Below are 16,603 nucleotides of genomic sequence, written 5' to 3' on the forward strand. Positions count from 1 at the left end.
TTTACAAATAATTTTTTTGAATTTAATATAGATTCTTTATATGAAATAATAAACGATGAAAAAAATATTATTAGTAAAGTTAAAAAAGATTTGAATATATTTGAAAATTTACAAATAGACAAAATATTAAAACTAAAAAAATTTAATTTTTTTGAAAAAGATGATTGTAAAAAATCTATAAGCTTTATTGTATTTAATGAATATAATTTTAACAATGAAAGTATACATTTTGAATCTAAAAATTATATAATTAGATTTATAACAGCAAATCCATATCATGAATTTGATAACTATAATAGATTTATTTTATTTCTAAAAAATAGAAATATTATACTAGAGCAAGATTGGGACAAATTATTTTTTTACATTTAATTTGAATTTATTATTTTATATATTAAAATACTTTATATAAAAAAATATTTTTGTATTAATAAATTATTTAGATCTTTTGTGAGGGGAGTTATGAGTTCAAATATGAAGTGGAAAGATAAATTTAATAAAATTGATGAGCTTATAGATATTGTTTATAAAAAATATTATAAACTTAAAGAAGAAAACAATGAATTAAAAAAAAAGCCATCAATACTTGAAGAAGAAAATTTTCACTTAAAGGATAGAATTGAACAATTAACTGAAGAAAATATTTCTTTAAGAACTCAAATTAAAATATTAGAAGAAGAAAACAAAGTTATAAAGAATGACTTTAATTTGCTTAAAGAAAAAACTTTAGAATTAATAGATAAACTTGAAAAATTTGATGAAATAGTTAAAGAAGAATCGGAATTTGAAACTTTTGAAAATGATCATCAAAAAATTCCAGAATCAGAAAATATTAATGAATATAATAATATATCTAATGATAATCAAATATCCAACTCTAAAAACGAAAAAGAACTATCCAATGGAAATAATAGTATTATAAATGAAGATTTAAAAATTTCTAAAAAAGATATTAAACTAGAAATTGATATGGATGACTCAGCATTATAACATAAAAAACAGAAGGAAATAATATGGCAAAGATTAATTTTGAACTATTCAGTAGAAACTTTGAAATATCTTCTGAAATAGAAACTGAGGAATATTTAAAAAATTTAATTCAACTTTTTAAAGAAAAAATTGAAAAACTTGAAAATTTAACAAAAATGGAAGATAAAATAAAACTTTTAGTTTATTTCGCAATAAATCTTCTCGATGAGAATATCAAAATTAAAGAACTTTCTTTAGAATATAACTTAAATCTTATCAATATAGAAAATATGATAAAAAAACTCGAAAGGATAGCAAATGATTCAACAAATTCAGAGTAATATAATTGAAAAAATAAATTATTGCTTTGAAATTTTAGAAAAAGATAAAATTAAAATAAATTTTGATCAAAAAGAAAAAATAAAAAAAAATATTGAAAATTATTCTATAGATAAATATTTTGACTATATAAAAAATGGAATAAATCCAATTATTGATCACACATATTTAAAAGTAGATATAAATTATGAATTAGTTGAGAAACTTATAAAAGAGGCAAACGAATATGGATTTGCTGCTGTTTGTATTCCTCCTTGCTTTGTACCATATGCAAGATCAATAGATAAAAATATAAAAATTGCAACAGTTATTGGGTTTCCACTCGGATATAATTTAGATAATATAAAATTCTTTGAAACTGAAGAAGCTATTAAAAATGGGGCAGATGAAATAGATATGGTGATTAATATTCCTTTTCTTAAAGAAAAAAGATTTTATTATACTTTTAATGAGATAAAAGAGATTAAAAAAATTTGTATAAACAAAGTTCTTAAAGTAATTATAGAAACATGCTATTTGACATTTGAAGAAAAAATAGTAGCTTCTATAATTTCTTATTTAGCTGGAGCAGAATTTATTAAAACTTCAACAGGTTTTGGAACAGCTGGTGCTACTCTTGAAGATATTGTACTAATGAAAATGATTTATGAAGATAGGGGGGTTAAAGCTTCAGGAGGTATAAAAACAAAAGAGTTTGCCTATGAACTTGCTAAACATGGAGCATCACGAATAGGAACATCTTCATCTATAAACATTATAAAATAATAAACATTATAAATTAATTACAATTTAATATATCTTTTATTAAACCACCACTAATTCAATAAAATAATTTCAAACAATAAAAATCTTGTAAAAATTTAAACTAAATACAATTAAAAAACTTTTTCAAAAACTTCTTCTACATGATCTACAAGATGAAACTTAATACCCTTTTTTAAATATTCAGGAATTTCCTCAAGATCAACATCATTACCTTTAGGTATTATTATCTCTTTAATTTTAGCTCTTCTTGCTGCAACTATTTTTTCTTTTAATCCACCAATAGGTAAAACTTGGCCCGTTAAAGTTAATTCACCAGTCATAGCAATATAAGGTCTAATTTTTATATTTCTCGCAAGAGATAGTAAAGAAGTCGCCATTGTAATTCCTGCTGATGGTCCATCTTTTGGTGTTGCCCCTTCTGGTACATGAAGGTGAATTTCTGAATCATCAAAAAATTTAGGATCTATATTGTATTTTTCACATACAGATCTTACATAAGAGTATGCAATATTTGCTGATTCTTTCATTACATCTCCAAGTTGACCAGTTAACTTAAATCCTTTCCCTCCTTTGATATTAATAGATTCTATAATTAAAGTTGCACCCCCCATTTGAGTCCAAGCAAGTCCAACTGCAACTCCTGGTTTTTTAACTTGAATTAAATCCTCTTCTCTTATTTTTGGAGGTCCCAAAAGTTCCCTGATATCTTTTGTCTTAAGATCTTTATTATACTTTTCTTTCATTACTTTTTTTGTCGCTATCTTTCTTGCAATTTTTTCTATCTCTTTTTCAAGGTCTCTTACTCCAGCTTGTCTAGCATAATTATTAATTAAATACATAAACACAGATTTTGACAATTTAATATCATCTTCTTTTAAACCATGTTTTTTTAACTGTTTTGGAAGTAAATATTTTCTACCAATTTCATATTTTTCTTCATCAATATAACCAGAAAGCCTTATAACTTCCATTCTATCAAGAAGTGGTCTTGGAATTGTATCTAAAGAATTTGCAGTTGTAATAAAAAATACATGAGATAAATCAAATGGAACCTCAAGGTAATTATCCCTAAATTCATAATTTTGTTCTGGATCTAAAACTTCAAGTAAAGCAGAAGCTGGGTCTCCTTGAAAAGAAACTCCAAGTTTATCAATCTCATCAAGCATTATAACTGGATTTTTAGTTTTAGTTATTTTAAGTGCAGATATAATTCTTCCAGGCATAGCCCCAACATATGTTTTTCTATGACCTTTTATTTCAGCTTCATCTCTCATGCCACCCAGAGAAAATCTAAAAAACTTTCTATTCATAGCTTCAGCAATAGATTTTCCTAAAGAAGTTTTTCCACATCCAGGAGGTCCTACAAGGCAGAGAATAGAACCTTTTATATCTTTATTAAGTTTTCTAACTGCTAAAAATTCTAAAATTCTCTCTTTTACATCCTTTAATCCATAATGATCTCTTTCTAAAATTTCTTTTGCTTTTTTAATATCAATTTTTTCTTCAGAAAAAGTATTCCATGGAAGAGTTAATACCAAATCAAGCCAGTTTCTTAAAACAGCATATTCAGAAGTATGAGGTTCCATAGAGCTAAATTTTTCAAGTTCTGATTCAACTTTTTCTTTTACCTCACCTTCAAGTTTAAGTTTAGATAGTAAATCTTTATATTTTTCAACTTCGATACTTTTTTCATCTGTTTCTATACCAAGCTCTTTTTTAATCGCTTTAAGCTGCTCTCTTAAAAAGAATTCCCTCTGTTGCTTTGATATTTTTTCATTTATCTGATTATAAATTCTTTTTTGAATTTCAGCAATCTGCATTTGCTTTTGTAAATATTCAACAACCTTTCTCATTCTAAGCTTTAAATCAAATGTTTCAAGAACAACCTGTTGTTCTTCTCGAGTTAAATCAAGCAAATATGCAGTAAAATCGGTAATTTTGGAAGGAGTATCTGCATTAAAAACAGTAGCTTTTACCCTTTCCATAAAGAATCTATTCTGTTCAGCAAGTGATTTAACTTCATCAATTATAGAAGCTTGATATGCACGAATCTCTGGGTCATCTGCATTATAGTTCTCTTCATAATACTCCACATCTGCAAAGATTATCTCTTTTTTCTTATAAAATTTTTTAACTTTGAATCTTTTAACTGAATAAATAAGTAAAGAAATTATTTCTTCAGAAATATTTATCTTTTTAGCAACCTTAATAACTGTTCCTACCTCATAATAATTATCAATCTGATTTAAATCTTTATTAGGATCTTTAACTAAAATTGCAGCAAGATAATTATTTGGTTCTAATTGTTTATTAAGCTCTTCAGGAATAAGATCAATATCAAGATCGATTGGCATTACAATCCCGGGAAATATAGGTTTTGGAAGAACTGGGAATACACATAAGGATTCAGGTAAAACTTTATCAACTTCAACTAAATTAGCCATATTTTCAATCCTTCTTATTAAATAATAATAAATTATAAATAATAATTGTTTTTCATAAAAAATATAATATATTTAACCTAAGAAGTCAATAAACTTGAACAAACAATTAGTTTTCTTTTATTTTAATTATCAATAAATTTATAAAATATATATATTAATATAAAATAATTGAAATAAGTCAGGATTATTTATGAATAAAGAAAATGGATTTAATGATTCCTATTTAAATAAAGATAAAATAAAAGAGATTGGAAATGAACTAAAAGAATTAGCAAAAAAAGCTTATTGTCCTTATTCAAAATTTCCAGTTTCAGCTATTCTAATTACACAAAATAATAAATATTATGGTATAAATATTGAAAATCGTTCATATGGTTTAACTATTTGTGCAGAAAGAGTAGCTATATCAAATGCTATACTAAATGGTGATTATAATTTAAAATATTTATTTATTTATGGTGAAAATGCTGAGTATCCTTTACCTCCTTGTGGAGCTTGTAGACAAGTTATATCTGAATTTGGTAATAAAGATTTAAAAATTGTAATTTTTTCAAAAAATTTAAATTATAAAATATTAACTTTAGAAGAAATATACCCTTTTGACTCATTACATGAATTAAAATAAAGATTAAAAAATAGATTGAAATATTAAATAATTTAATATAAGAATATAAATTCTATACTGATTTTAATTCAAATAAATTATTCAAATCAAATTAATTTATAAAAAAGAATAATTTATTTTTTTTATTTTTTATTCAAAATAAACATTAAAGTTAATGGATTTAACCTTTCTCCATTATATCTAATCTCAAAATGAAGATGAGGCCCGGTTGATTTTCCTGTTGAACCAGTATATCCTATTATATCATTAAAACCTACTTTGTTTCCTGTTTTAACATTTATTTTACTAAGATGCCCATAATATGTTTCATAACCTAAATCATGCACCAAAACAACAAGTAAACCATAATCGCCTTTTTCTCCAGCAAATAAAACTTTTCCCGGATAAGCTGGATAAACTTCCTTATTCTCAGGGCAAGCTAAATCTATACCTCCATGAAAGGCAAGATGACCATGAACTGGATCTATTCTTTTCCCAAAAAGTGATGAAATAGATCCCTCACCTCTTAATGGATCAAGAAAAATAGATCCTAAGAAAAACTGCTTTTGCAATTTTGTAAGTTTAAGTTTTGGAATAAATATTATATCTCCCTCATTTATACTATCTATTTTATTTATTTTTAATAAAATCTCTTTTTTTATTCCATATTCACTTTCTATTCTATTAGGATCTTTAACTTGAATAAAGCCTCCATCCATATTAGGAATAATTAATTTTTTTAACCCCTCAAAAAGAAACCTTGAATATAAATTATTAACAAAAACAATAGTATCTAAAGTTAAATTAAAATAGTAAGCAATAGAATATACATCATCATATCTTTTGTTAATATTGTAATAAGCAAGTTTTAATTCTGGAATATTTTCTAAATCTATGAAAGTTGCTGGATCATTCATTTTCTTTATATCATTTAAAAACTCTTTATAAACAGGATCTTTTTGCAATGGTTCTGTAAAAGTATATATCTCTACTTCCTGACTATTAATATTTGAATTAAAAAAAGGTAAAAATATAAAAGCAATTGACAAAAAAATATAAAAAATCTTTTTTCTCATAAAAACTCTTATGCTTTTTAAAAATAATGAAGTAAATTAAAATATATAAATATAATTAACTTTTTTAGATAATTTTTTAAATTTCAAATCTTAAAAATTCAATGTATTTTATTTAATTTTTTTAAACTCAATTTAATTTTTCAACTTAATATCTAATTCTTGAATTTATTTAATATTTAATCCATACTTTCTATTTTTTCACATTTTATTTTCGGAGTCATACTAAAAAGTTGACTAAAACAAAACTTCTTATAAATTTAGATAAAAAATAGGTTAAGTTAACTCAATTTATAAAATCAAAGAACAAATTTTTATTAATAAAATTTTTTAACTATTTCTATAAAAATTGGAGTTGATATGAAAAGAATATTAACAGGTGACAGACCAACAGGACCACTTCACATAGGCCATTATTTTGGATCATTAAAACAGAGAGTTGAACTTCAAGAAGAATATGATACATTTATTTTAATAGCAGATGTTCAGGCTTTAACTGATAATTTTGAGACACCAGAAAAAGTTAGAGATAATATTTTAGAAGTTACTCTTGACTATCTTGCTGCTGGTATTGACCCTCAAAAATCAAATATAGTTATTCAGTCCAAAATACCTGCAATTGCTGAATTAACTGTCTTTTTTTCAAACCTTGTAACGATCTCTAGACTTTCAAGAAATCCAACACTTAAAGAAGAGATAAAACAAAAACAAAATCTTTTTGGAAATGATAGATTAACATTTGGTTTTTTTGGCTATCCTGTATCACAAGCAGCAGATATATTATCCTTTAATGCAAATCTTGTTCCAGTCGGAGAAGATCAACTTCCAATGATAGAATTAACAAGAGAAATAGCTAGAAAATTTAATACAATTTATAAAGAAGTATTTGTTGAACCAGAACCAAAACTTGGAACTACTGGAAGGATTAAGGGGCTTGATGGAAACTCAAAAATGAGTAAATCACTTGGTAATGCTATATATCTGAAAGATGATAAAGATGAACTAAAGAAAAAAATTTTTAATGCATATACTGATCCTCTAAAAGCAAGAAAAAATGATCCAGGGCATCCTGAAGGTTGCATGGTTTATTATTATCACAAACTTTTCACAAAAAGCTTTGAAAATATTTATAATGAGTGTATAAAAGGAGAAAGGGGTTGTGTTCAATGCAAAGGTGAACTACTTGAAAATATCAATAATTTTCTTGAACCAATAAGAGAAAAAAGAAAATATTATGAATCTAATATAAATAAGGTTAAAGAAATATTATATCAAGGAACAAATAATGCTATTAAACTTACAAATGATATTTTGTTAAAAGCAAAAGAAGCTATGAAAATAGACTATAAAGAAATTTTTTATTAATTTTATTTCTTAATAAATAATAGTAAATCTATCAAAATTAAATTAAATTAAATTGAATTAGAATCAAAAAAATAAAATAGAAATATACTTTGGTTTTTTTAAATACAATAATTATATTTTCTTGATAATACTAATTATCAATTTAATATTTTATATTTAATTTTATACCAAATTTTATATTAATTTTTTAGACTTAATAAATTTCAAATTAGTCTACTTTTTTCCTGTTAATAAGATTTTTAAAAAAGTTATATCTGAAAATTTTGATCTATATTTGCCTTCAAGTGATTCTTTTATCTTTGATGCTTGTCTTACAATCACAATATTTAAAGAAGGAATTATATAGAGTCTTTGTTTTCCAGCTCCTGCTACCATGATAAGGTCTTTAGGTATTTCTTTAATATTGTAAAAATATTCAAGACCATTTTCATTTTTTTTAAGGATATCAAAATTTTCTGATGTTAATTCTCCATTTAACCAAAAAGTAATACCATAGAGTGGATTCACTTTTGTTCCTTTAAAACATTTTTCAAGAATTTCTCTTTTAATTATAACTTCACCATTAATATTTTCATTCCCTTTCAAAATATCGATTATAAACTTCCCAAATTTTGCCCAATTTCTTGCTGTTAAATAAGCTCCAGAAGGTAATTGAGGATTTCCATCTTTATCATATCTCCAGAAACTATATTTTAAATTTATCTTATCAAATAATTTTTCCTTAAGATAGATCAATGGATCTTTACCTTTTAATTTCCTTTTTACAAATTCCCCAAAAACTTGAAAAGGAACTGGTCCATATAGAAAATCTTCACCTTTTTCTTTTATTATTGGATAATTAATAGCTTCAAGATATGTAGGAACATTTCCTTTTTCACCCGGATCAATTCCTGATGTAAGTGTAAGCAGCTCATATACTGAAATATTTTTTTTTCTAGTATCATTTTCCCATTCATTAATTGTATCTGATATTTTTTCATCAAAAGAAGCCATTAAGCCATCCATAATTAATAAACATGCAAGAATACCAGAAAAACTTTTTGTACCTGAAGCAAGCTCATTTGGAGTTTCTGGTCCCCTTCCTGATAAATATTCCTCATATAAAATAGAATTATTATAGAAAACTAAAAAAGAGACTCCATCGTTTTCAAGACTATATTTAGAAGCTAACTTACAATTTTCTATACTGATATTTATGCTATCCCCAAATAAATAAAAATTATTTATAATAGTTTGGAAATAAAAACAAAAAAATTGAAAAATTAAAAAAAATAAAAAAAATATAAATTTAAAAACTAATAATTTTCTTTTCATAATTTTACTTTAATTATAAATAAAAAAAATAAGTAAAAAATTGAAATAAAATTATGCTAAAATGAACAAATAAAAAATAAATAATATAAGTAAATAAAACAATTAAATTAAAAATTAACTATAAATAAATATATATTAAAAAAGTTAAATAATTAAATTAAAATTTTAAATTTTGTTAATTTATATTTTTCTAATTCTTAATTAAATTTTATTATTCTTCTTTCTTTATTTATAACTTCTTCAAGGTTTTTGCCAAAAATCCTTATCATCGGTTCTTTACCAATACAACCATTATCATAAATAATATCGGGGGCTTCTTTTAATTCTTTGCAAACTAAATCTATAATCCACTTCAAAGACATTCCTTCCTGTTCTCTAATTTCCTCTGGTTCTTTTTCTCTGTCAACAAAATAAACTTTTAATCCAGAATTAATAGCATTTTCTATATATTTTTTATCATATTTAGTATTAGTACAACAATTAATGCTTGGAAAATACCTCTTTATTTCTAAAATCATCCTTCCTGTATGTGAAGTTCCATAAAATGATGGTTCCTCATATATTTTTACTTTATCATTTACAAGTCTTATTCTTCCAGGAAATTTACAGATATCATTTTCATTTGAAGCAAATGGTAATGAATATGAATAATTTTTACCAACCTCTGGAATTGTGTAAATACCACTATCAATTATATAATTTTGTATTTCTTTCATTTCTTCTATAATAGAGTATCTATACCAATCTTTTAATAAATTTACAGGAGATGTTATAAAAACATTGCTATGCTTTAGAATTTTATTCATCAATGAAACTGCTGTATCAATAGCATCATATATATTATATTTCATAGATAAAAAAATTAGAACAAGCATTGAAAAAGAGCAACCAGTTCCCCTAAAATCATCTACCTTACTTTTTATATAAACTTTCTCTTTTACTAATTTATAATCTTTATATATAACTTCAACTTTTTCATCAGATGATGTAATAACTATTTTATCTTTAAAATCAAAATTAATAAAAGAATGATTTTGATCAATTAATTTACATAATTTGGCTTCTTCCCTATTTAATATTACAAGATCACAAAAATTAATATTTTTTTTTATTTCCTTTTCATCTAAAAACTTTAACCCAGTAGATGAATAGATTACTGGATTCCATAAAATAAAAGCTTCTTTAAAAATATCTCTTATATATTTTAACAAATCTGGCTCACATAATCCTATTTTGATAAATTTTATATTGTCTTTAAATTTAATTATTTCATCAATAATATCTTCTTTTCTTCTAAACTTAAATCCAAAAGCTTTATCAAATGTTTGAATTGTAAAAGTAGAAATTGTTGATAAAGGTGTTATGCCCATCAAACTACAAATTTGAATATCTTTTATAAAACCAGCACAACCAGATGGATCAAGTCCTGATATTACTAAAATATTACACATAAATAATCACTCTAAAAAATTTTTTATATTTTAAAATCATTAATTAAATTTTAATTTTTAATTAATATCATTGATTATCTTTATTACTTAATATTTAATATTTATAATTTATTTTATTATCTATTATTTATTATTTATTATTTTTTATTTTTTTTAATTTTAATAATTTCATTTAATTCATTTTTTTAATTTACACTTTATTTTTTAACATTTTTTATATTTATTTATATTTTTCATTTTCACTATTTTTATTTTCCAAAAATCTTTGAAAAATTTTAATAGCACAAAATGGTCCACACATAGAACAACCTTCATCTTTTTCTATTTTGGATCTTTTAACATAACTTTCAAATTTATCTTTATCAATAACATAATTTTTCATAGATTCAAAATCCATATTTAATCTTAAATCATTAAATATTTTATTTTTTTCCTTATATTTACCTTTCATTATATCTACAGAAATAGCAGCAATTTTAGCTGCCAAAACTCCCATTTTAACATCATCTTCATCTGGAATTGAAACATGCTCAGATGGAGTTACATAACATATAAAATCTGCCCCATAATATCCTGCAAATGCTGCTCCAATTGAAGATAAAATATGATCATATGGAACTCCAAAATCAAATGGTAAAGGACCTAATAGGTAAATAGGTGAATTTTTTCCATACTTTTTCATAAGCTTAACTGTTGTTTCAATTTGGTCCAAAGGTACATGTCCTGGACCTTCCAAAATTACCTGTACATTTTTCCTTCTTGCTTTTTCAACTAATTCTTCAAATATAAACCATTCTTCAAGTTGTAGACTATCAAGAGAATCATAAATATTACCAGGTCTTAAAGAATCTCCAAGACTCAAAGTTACATCATATTCATTTGCTATATCTAGTATTTCATCAAAATATTTATAAAAAGGATTTTCTTTTTTATTTTTTATAATCCATCCACCTATAATTGAGCCACCTCTTGATACTATTTTCATCAATCTTTGACTTTTTTTTAACTTTTCAACCATATCTTTAGTAATGGAAACATGTAATGTCATAAAATCAACACCTTCTTTTGCATGTTCAAGGAATAGTTCTATAAATTCTTCTTCTTTAAAATCTACAACATTATTTTTTTCTAAATATGCTTTATGAGCTAAATCATAAATCGGAACAGTACCAAATGGAATTTCAAAATTATTAATAAAATACTCTCTCTGCTTTTTTAAATCACCCCAAGTTGATAAAAGCATTATGGTATCAGCTCCATTCTCGACAGCTTTAATAAATTTTCTTTTTTCAAATTCAAAATCATTCAAATTTTTAGAAGTCCCAATATTTGCATTTATCTTTATATGGGTACCTTCACCAATTGCTTTTGGAATCTTTATATTATGATTTTTATTTTTTGGTATAACAATTTTTCCCTCTTTTATTTTATCAATTAAAACATTGAGTTCTAAATTTTCATAGAATGCAATATCTTTAAAATACTCTGGCACTCTATTATTTTTTAATTCCTCTATTATTGTCATAATTATTCCTTAAAAATTTTTATTTAACTTTAATTTTTATTATCATAATGATAAATTTTTTACCCTTAATATAAAACCTATGTTTCTTATTATTTTTTTTAGTTAATTAGTTCTATTAGTTTAATATTATTATCAGTTTTTTATTATTATTTTTTTAATCTCATTAATATCTCATTTGCTGTTTTAATTCCTGATTTTATCATTCCTCCAAAAATTGGACCCATCCTAAATGAATTACTTGATGATGTAGCGGCCATACCCATTACAAATAAACCAGGGTAAATTTCTTTTGAATTTTCTACTACCATTTTTTCTCCATTTTCAGCATTCATTGGATACTCCTTTATTTTTAAATCTATCATGCCTCTATCTACAAGATAGTTTACAATATGAGCAGGATGACCTGTAGCATCTATACAATAATTTGCTTTAATTGAGATGGGATCAATATGTAACTTTAATTTACTAACAGAATTAAAATTAATAACAAATCCACACACTTTTCTTTCTACATTATCAAATAGTATATCTTCAACATTTATATTATTAAATATTTTAGCTCCTGCTTTTGTAGAATTATAGATTAAAGCCCCAGCAAAATGAACTGCATCAATAATTAGAAATTCACCATTTTCAGTATAGTTTATTCTATTTTCTTCAAGAAAATTTTTAATATCATTCTCAACAATAATCTCATTAAAAAACATACCCCCACCCCATATACCACCACCAGGCTCATTTTTAGCTTCGAATATACCAACATTAATTCCATTTTTAGCAAGAATGTAAGAACATGCTAATGCACTTGGTCCACAACCTGCTATTGCCACATCAAGCTCTATTGCTGAGCTAAACTTTTTAAAAAAAGAATCAACAATAAACCTTGTTATTTGTATATCTTTATTCATACAAAACTCCTTATTTTTTATCTATTTTTAATTTTTTATTTATTAAAAAATTTTTAATTTTAATTCTTTTTAATTAAATAAATTTATTTAATTAAAATTATTTAATAAACTTATTAAAAAATTTTAAAAATAAAAAATCCCTCTTAAAGCAGAGGGATTAAATTAAAATAAATTATTATTTTATATATGATCCCTCCGCTGGTATTAACCAGATCAGGTTCAAAGGGTCGAAAGCTTCCACTTTCCTCTCAGCCCCGGAACTCAGGAGCTCCCCCAAATTTAATTACATATAATCATATAAATAAATAATTTCAACTATTTTAGATAATAAAATTACTTTTCGACTTGTTGAAATTTTAATAAAATGAATTAATTATAATAATAGAATTAAATTGTTCTCCTAAATATTTTTTATTTTTTATTATAGTATCTATTTTTTTTATTAAAAAATTAAGGAGGAGGAATTTATGAAAAAAAAGATTTTTTTAATTTTTGTTTTAATTTCTTTTCTTTTTATTTCTACTTCATGTGGTTTATTTAATAAACTATTTTATCCTTATCTTGGAGAATGGGAAAACAGTGGTACAGGAAGCGATGGAAAACTTTACCTAATAAAATTAATAACATCTAATGACTTTTTCGAATATTATACATACAAAGACGGGCTACTCATCCATGCTATAAAAGCAAGAGTTAAATTTACAGCATCTGGAAAGGACACATGGTTATTTAATGGAAATGAAGAACAAAAATATGAAAATGGCAGTTGGCAAGCCTCTTCCAATTCATTTATCGGGAAACTTTACTTTACTGGAGAAGATAAAAATAAAATTTATATTGAAGTTATTATAAATGCTGCTTATCAAAATGTAGTATCTAATGGTTCTATGAATGCTTTTAACTATTTAAAAAGAAAATAAACAAATTGTAAAATTCATAATTACTATATTGTTTTTAGTTATCATTATTTCAGCAAAAGAGGCTATCTTGAATTTAATTATATGATAGCCTCTTTTTGTTTTTTGAACCTGTTGTTCATTTTTATATAAAATTATTTTATTTAATCATTAAAATGAATAATTAAGTTACTATTTATTTATTAAACCATATTTTTTTAAATCAATTTTTCCATCTTGATCTATTTCTATCCCCTCCTGTTGTAAAAGAATTTTTTGAAGAGCATTTCCATAAGGATTTTTAATAACTATAAAACCATCTTTACTAATTACTCTATGCCAAGGAAGATTTAGCTTTTCTGAGTATATATGAAGTATTCTTACAACCTGCCTTGCTCCATTTTTTAATCCAGCTAATTCAGCAACTTGTCCATAACTTATGACTTTTCCATATGGTACAGATTTTAAAATATCAATAATTCTCTGAGTAATTTTTTGCATAAATTTTTACTTAAGCTTTTGAAAATAATTAAAAATTTTTTAACTTTTTAGGGGACTTATTTTTCTTAATTCTGACACTATATTCTTTAATTTATCAATAGTATAATAAACATCATCCTCTACATTTTCTCTTCCAAAGGAAAACCTAATAGTTCCATGTGCCATTTCAGGGTTTTTGTGCATTGCAAGTAAAACATGAGAAGGCTCAAGACTACCACTTGAACATGCACTTCCTGTAGAAACAGATATTCCTTCCATATCAAGTCTCAAAAGTATTGCTTCCCCTTCTATAAATTTAAAATTAATATTTGAAGTCCCTGGTAACCTTAAAACATTTTTTGAATTTATATATATATCAGAGATCTCTTTTACAACTAACTCCTCAAATAAATCCCTTAAATTTTTAACTTTAATTATTTCTTCATCTATTTCTTTTTTCATAACTTCGCAAGCTTTTCCAAAAGCAATAATTCCTATAGTATTTTCTGTAGAAGCACGAAGCCCTTTTTCTTGATGTCCCCCATGGATTAAAGGAAATATTTTAAATTTTTTCTTATTAACGAAAGGATCTTTTAAATATATTATCCCTATACCTTTTGGTGCATATATTTTATGTGCTGAAAATGAAGCAGCATCTAATTTTATATCATTTAGTTTAAATTTTATTTTACCAGCAGCTTGAACCATATCAGAATGAAAAAATATTCCTCTTTCATTGCAAATTTTAGCTATTTCTTCAATAGGTTCAATAACTCCTACTTCATTATTTGCAAACATTATAGAAACAAGTTTTGTCTCCTCTCTTATTAAAGATTTAAATTCATCAACAGAAATTAAACCATTTTCATCAACAGATAAAAAAGAAACATCTACGCCATGATTTGATAAAAATTTTGCAGTATTTAAGACAGAAGGATGTTCTATTGAAGTTGTTATAAAATGAGGTTTAAATTTATAATCTTGAAAAAGAATCGATTTTAAAATAAGATTATTCGATTCTGAACCACCAGATGTAAAAAAAATATTATCAGTTTCAACTTCTAAAAAATCTGCTATTTTTTTTCTGGACTCCTCAACAAGTTCTCTTACAATTCTACCATCATAATGAACTGAACTTGGATTACCGTAATATTCTATAAAATTTAATATCTCCTGTTTTACTTCTGGATGAAGTGGAGTCGTAGCATTATTATCAAGATAAACTCTTCTCACTTTTTTATCCTTAATTTATAAATATTTTTTACTTTTATCTCTTTTTTTAATTTTATTATTTTATTTATATATTTAAGTTTAATTTTTTTTATAAACATAATAATAAAAAAACAATACTACTCCGGTTTATATATTTCTTCATTATAATATTTTTTAACATAAAAAGAAACTCTCTCTTTTGCTTTAGCTACACACTTGCCACAATTAGTTCCAATTTTTGTTCTTTCTTGCAATATCTCAAAAGTTTTTGCACCTTCCAAAACTTCCATTCTTATATCTTCATCAGTTATATTAAAACATTCACATACAACTTCAGATTTATTCTCAATAAAAGGATTTTCAAGACCATTTTTCTTGTAGTAATCATTAATAGCCGCTTTTAAAGCTTTGTCTCCTAAAACAGAGCAATGTATTTTATGAGAAGGTAGACCACCAAGATATTTTATGATATCTTCAGGGGTTATTTTATAAGCATCTTCAAGTCTCATACCTCCATTTTGAGTAACCATAATAGATAAAGCAGATGTTGAAGCTATAGCAGATGCACAACCAAAAGTTTTCCATTTAAAATCTATAATTTTGTCATCCTTTACTTTTATATAAACAGCCATCATATCTCCACATGCTGGAGACCCTACAATGCCAACCCCATCTGCTTTATACTCATCTTCCGGAATCTCTAAAATATTTTTTGGATTTGTAAAATGTTCTTTTACTTTTTCACTATATATCCATCTATCCAAAAGTTTCTCCTTTAAATTATTATTAAATATAATTAAATTTTATTTTTAATAAGATCATCAAAAGTCATATTTTTTAAAAATTCATTTATATGTTTATCAAGAGCTATCCATAGCTTCCTTGCTTTACAAAAATTAACTTTTTCACACTTTTTTCTATCTAATATACAATCAACAATAGATTTATTTTCAGCTAAAATAACATATAGATCATAAATGTTAATATCTTTAGGATCTTTAGCTAGAAAAAAACCTCCTTTTTTGCCTTTTTTACTTTTAATTATACCTTCTTTTGAAAGTTTATAAAATATATTTTCAAGATATCTTGCAGAAAGTTTTTCATTTTTTGAAATTTCTGAAATGGTTGCCATTTTATCTTCTTTTTCAAACAAATAAATTAAAGCTCTTAGTGCATACCTTAATTTAGTATTTATATTCATTATATCACCTTTTTAATAATATTAAGAATTTTATTTAAAAAAGTCAATCAAATATTT

At 24.3% G+C, this 16,603-nt stretch carries 17 protein-coding genes and 1 riboswitch; of the genes, 7 read left to right on the forward strand and 10 right to left on the reverse strand.

Going from position 1 to position 16,603, the window contains the following annotated elements:
- The 4 genes from N3A58_01615 to deoC form a co-directional block, all read left to right on the forward strand.
- A partial coding sequence (locus tag N3A58_01615) for a hypothetical protein (protein ID MCX8058096.1) occupies positions 1-372 on the forward strand: 372 nt, incomplete at its 5' end.
- Between the two features lie 90 nt (positions 373-462).
- Positions 463-990 (forward strand): hypothetical protein, encoded by a 528-nt coding sequence (locus N3A58_01620; GenBank protein MCX8058097.1) that lies wholly within the window; start codon positions 463-465, stop codon positions 988-990.
- Between the two features lie 23 nt (positions 991-1,013).
- A complete protein-coding gene (zapA, locus tag N3A58_01625) occupies positions 1,014-1,310 on the forward strand; it encodes a cell division protein ZapA (GenBank protein MCX8058098.1) in 297 nt (98 codons plus the stop codon).
- Positions 1,288-2,073: a deoxyribose-phosphate aldolase gene (gene deoC, locus N3A58_01630; GenBank protein ID MCX8058099.1), complete on the forward strand. Its 786-nt coding sequence runs from the start codon at positions 1,288-1,290 to the stop codon at positions 2,071-2,073. Before zapA ends, deoC begins: the two co-directional genes overlap by 23 nt.
- A gap of 110 nt (positions 2,074-2,183) precedes the next feature.
- On the opposite strand, the gene lon is transcribed toward deoC, so the two are convergent.
- A complete protein-coding gene (lon, locus tag N3A58_01635) occupies positions 2,184-4,517 on the reverse strand; it encodes an endopeptidase La (GenBank protein MCX8058100.1) in 2,334 nt (777 codons plus the stop codon).
- 190 nt (positions 4,518-4,707) lie between these two features.
- Here lon and cdd point away from each other — a divergent pair, with 190 nt between their 5' ends.
- Positions 4,708-5,142 carry a cytidine deaminase gene (cdd, locus tag N3A58_01640; protein ID MCX8058101.1) on the forward strand — a complete coding sequence of 145 codons (435 nt, stop codon included), beginning with the start codon at positions 4,708-4,710 and terminating at the stop codon, positions 5,140-5,142.
- A gap of 122 nt (positions 5,143-5,264) precedes the next feature.
- On the opposite strand, the gene N3A58_01645 is transcribed toward cdd, so the two are convergent.
- Positions 5,265-6,197: a M23 family metallopeptidase gene (locus N3A58_01645; protein MCX8058102.1), complete on the reverse strand. Its 933-nt coding sequence runs from the start codon at positions 6,195-6,197 to the stop codon at positions 5,265-5,267.
- Between the two features lie 357 nt (positions 6,198-6,554).
- On the opposite strand from N3A58_01645, the gene trpS reads away from it, so the two are divergent.
- Complete coding sequence (gene trpS, locus N3A58_01650) at positions 6,555-7,559, forward strand: tryptophan--tRNA ligase (protein MCX8058103.1); 1,005 nt, start codon at positions 6,555-6,557, stop codon at positions 7,557-7,559.
- Positions 7,560-7,772: 213 nt separating this feature from the next.
- On the opposite strand, the gene N3A58_01655 is transcribed toward trpS, so the two are convergent.
- The 4 genes from N3A58_01655 to N3A58_01670 form a co-directional block, all read right to left on the reverse strand.
- Positions 7,773-8,873, reverse strand: coding sequence for a serine hydrolase (locus tag N3A58_01655; GenBank protein MCX8058104.1), 1,101 nt, complete (start codon positions 8,871-8,873; stop codon positions 7,773-7,775).
- 197 nt (positions 8,874-9,070) lie between these two features.
- Positions 9,071-10,324 (reverse strand): bifunctional hydroxymethylpyrimidine kinase/phosphomethylpyrimidine kinase, encoded by a 1,254-nt coding sequence (locus tag N3A58_01660; protein MCX8058105.1) that lies wholly within the window; start codon positions 10,322-10,324, stop codon positions 9,071-9,073.
- A 220-nt stretch (positions 10,325-10,544) separates the two neighbouring features.
- Entirely contained in the window at positions 10,545-11,849 is a 1,305-nt protein-coding gene (thiC, locus tag N3A58_01665; GenBank protein ID MCX8058106.1) for a phosphomethylpyrimidine synthase ThiC, read from the reverse strand.
- A gap of 146 nt (positions 11,850-11,995) precedes the next feature.
- Positions 11,996-12,757: a sulfide-dependent adenosine diphosphate thiazole synthase gene (locus N3A58_01670; protein MCX8058107.1), complete on the reverse strand. Its 762-nt coding sequence runs from the start codon at positions 12,755-12,757 to the stop codon at positions 11,996-11,998.
- A gap of 173 nt (positions 12,758-12,930) precedes the next feature.
- Positions 12,931-13,042, reverse strand: a riboswitch (TPP riboswitch).
- 182 nt (positions 13,043-13,224) lie between these two features.
- Between N3A58_01670 and N3A58_01675 the strand changes: the two genes are divergently transcribed.
- On the forward strand, positions 13,225-13,677 hold the full coding sequence (locus N3A58_01675; protein ID MCX8058108.1) for a hypothetical protein: 453 nt from the start codon (positions 13,225-13,227) through the stop codon (positions 13,675-13,677).
- Between the two features lie 168 nt (positions 13,678-13,845).
- On the opposite strand, the gene N3A58_01680 is transcribed toward N3A58_01675, so the two are convergent.
- The 4 genes from N3A58_01680 to N3A58_01695 all read right to left on the reverse strand — a co-directional run bounded on the left by N3A58_01680 (position 13,846) and on the right by N3A58_01695 (position 16,546).
- Positions 13,846-14,154, reverse strand: a complete 309-nt coding sequence (locus tag N3A58_01680; protein MCX8058109.1) for an MGMT family protein — start codon at positions 14,152-14,154, stop codon at positions 13,846-13,848.
- A gap of 39 nt (positions 14,155-14,193) precedes the next feature.
- Positions 14,194-15,366: a cysteine desulfurase gene (locus N3A58_01685; GenBank protein MCX8058110.1), complete on the reverse strand. Its 1,173-nt coding sequence runs from the start codon at positions 15,364-15,366 to the stop codon at positions 14,194-14,196.
- A 116-nt stretch (positions 15,367-15,482) separates the two neighbouring features.
- Complete coding sequence (locus tag N3A58_01690; protein ID MCX8058111.1) at positions 15,483-16,109, reverse strand: iron-sulfur cluster assembly scaffold protein; 627 nt, start codon at positions 16,107-16,109, stop codon at positions 15,483-15,485.
- A gap of 32 nt (positions 16,110-16,141) precedes the next feature.
- Positions 16,142-16,546, reverse strand: a complete 405-nt coding sequence (locus tag N3A58_01695; GenBank protein ID MCX8058112.1) for an Rrf2 family transcriptional regulator — start codon at positions 16,544-16,546, stop codon at positions 16,142-16,144.
- Positions 16,547-16,603: the final 57 nt, after the last annotated feature.

The sequence above is a fragment of the Spirochaetota bacterium genome (assembly GCA_026415295.1).
GTDB lineage: Bacteria > Spirochaetota > JAAYUW01 > JAAYUW01 > JAOAHJ01 > JAOAHJ01.

Excerpts from the sequence above, each read along its gene's own strand:
- cdd (MCX8058101.1), top strand. The coding sequence starts at position 4,708 with ATGAATAAAGAAAATGGATTTAATGATTCCTATTTAAATAAAGATAAA.
- N3A58_01670 (MCX8058107.1), bottom strand. The coding sequence starts at position 12,757 with ATGAATAAAGATATACAAATAACAAGGTTTATTGTTGATTCTTTTTTT.
- N3A58_01695 (MCX8058112.1), bottom strand. The coding sequence starts at position 16,546 with ATGAATATAAATACTAAATTAAGGTATGCACTAAGAGCTTTAATTTAT.
- deoC (MCX8058099.1), top strand. The coding sequence starts at position 1,288 with ATGATTCAACAAATTCAGAGTAATATAATTGAAAAAATAAATTATTGC.
- N3A58_01620 (MCX8058097.1), top strand. The coding sequence starts at position 463 with ATGAGTTCAAATATGAAGTGGAAAGATAAATTTAATAAAATTGATGAG.
- thiC (MCX8058106.1), bottom strand. The coding sequence starts at position 11,849 with ATGACAATAATAGAGGAATTAAAAAATAATAGAGTGCCAGAGTATTTT.
- N3A58_01660 (MCX8058105.1), bottom strand. The coding sequence starts at position 10,324 with ATGTGTAATATTTTAGTAATATCAGGACTTGATCCATCTGGTTGTGCT.
- N3A58_01645 (MCX8058102.1), bottom strand. The coding sequence starts at position 6,197 with ATGAGAAAAAAGATTTTTTATATTTTTTTGTCAATTGCTTTTATATTT.
- N3A58_01680 (MCX8058109.1), bottom strand. The coding sequence starts at position 14,154 with ATGCAAAAAATTACTCAGAGAATTATTGATATTTTAAAATCTGTACCA.
- trpS (MCX8058103.1), top strand. The coding sequence starts at position 6,555 with ATGAAAAGAATATTAACAGGTGACAGACCAACAGGACCACTTCACATA.
- N3A58_01655 (MCX8058104.1), bottom strand. The coding sequence starts at position 8,873 with ATGAAAAGAAAATTATTAGTTTTTAAATTTATATTTTTTTTATTTTTT.
- N3A58_01675 (MCX8058108.1), top strand. The coding sequence starts at position 13,225 with ATGAAAAAAAAGATTTTTTTAATTTTTGTTTTAATTTCTTTTCTTTTT.
- lon (MCX8058100.1), bottom strand. The coding sequence starts at position 4,517 with ATGGCTAATTTAGTTGAAGTTGATAAAGTTTTACCTGAATCCTTATGT.
- zapA (MCX8058098.1), top strand. The coding sequence starts at position 1,014 with ATGGCAAAGATTAATTTTGAACTATTCAGTAGAAACTTTGAAATATCT.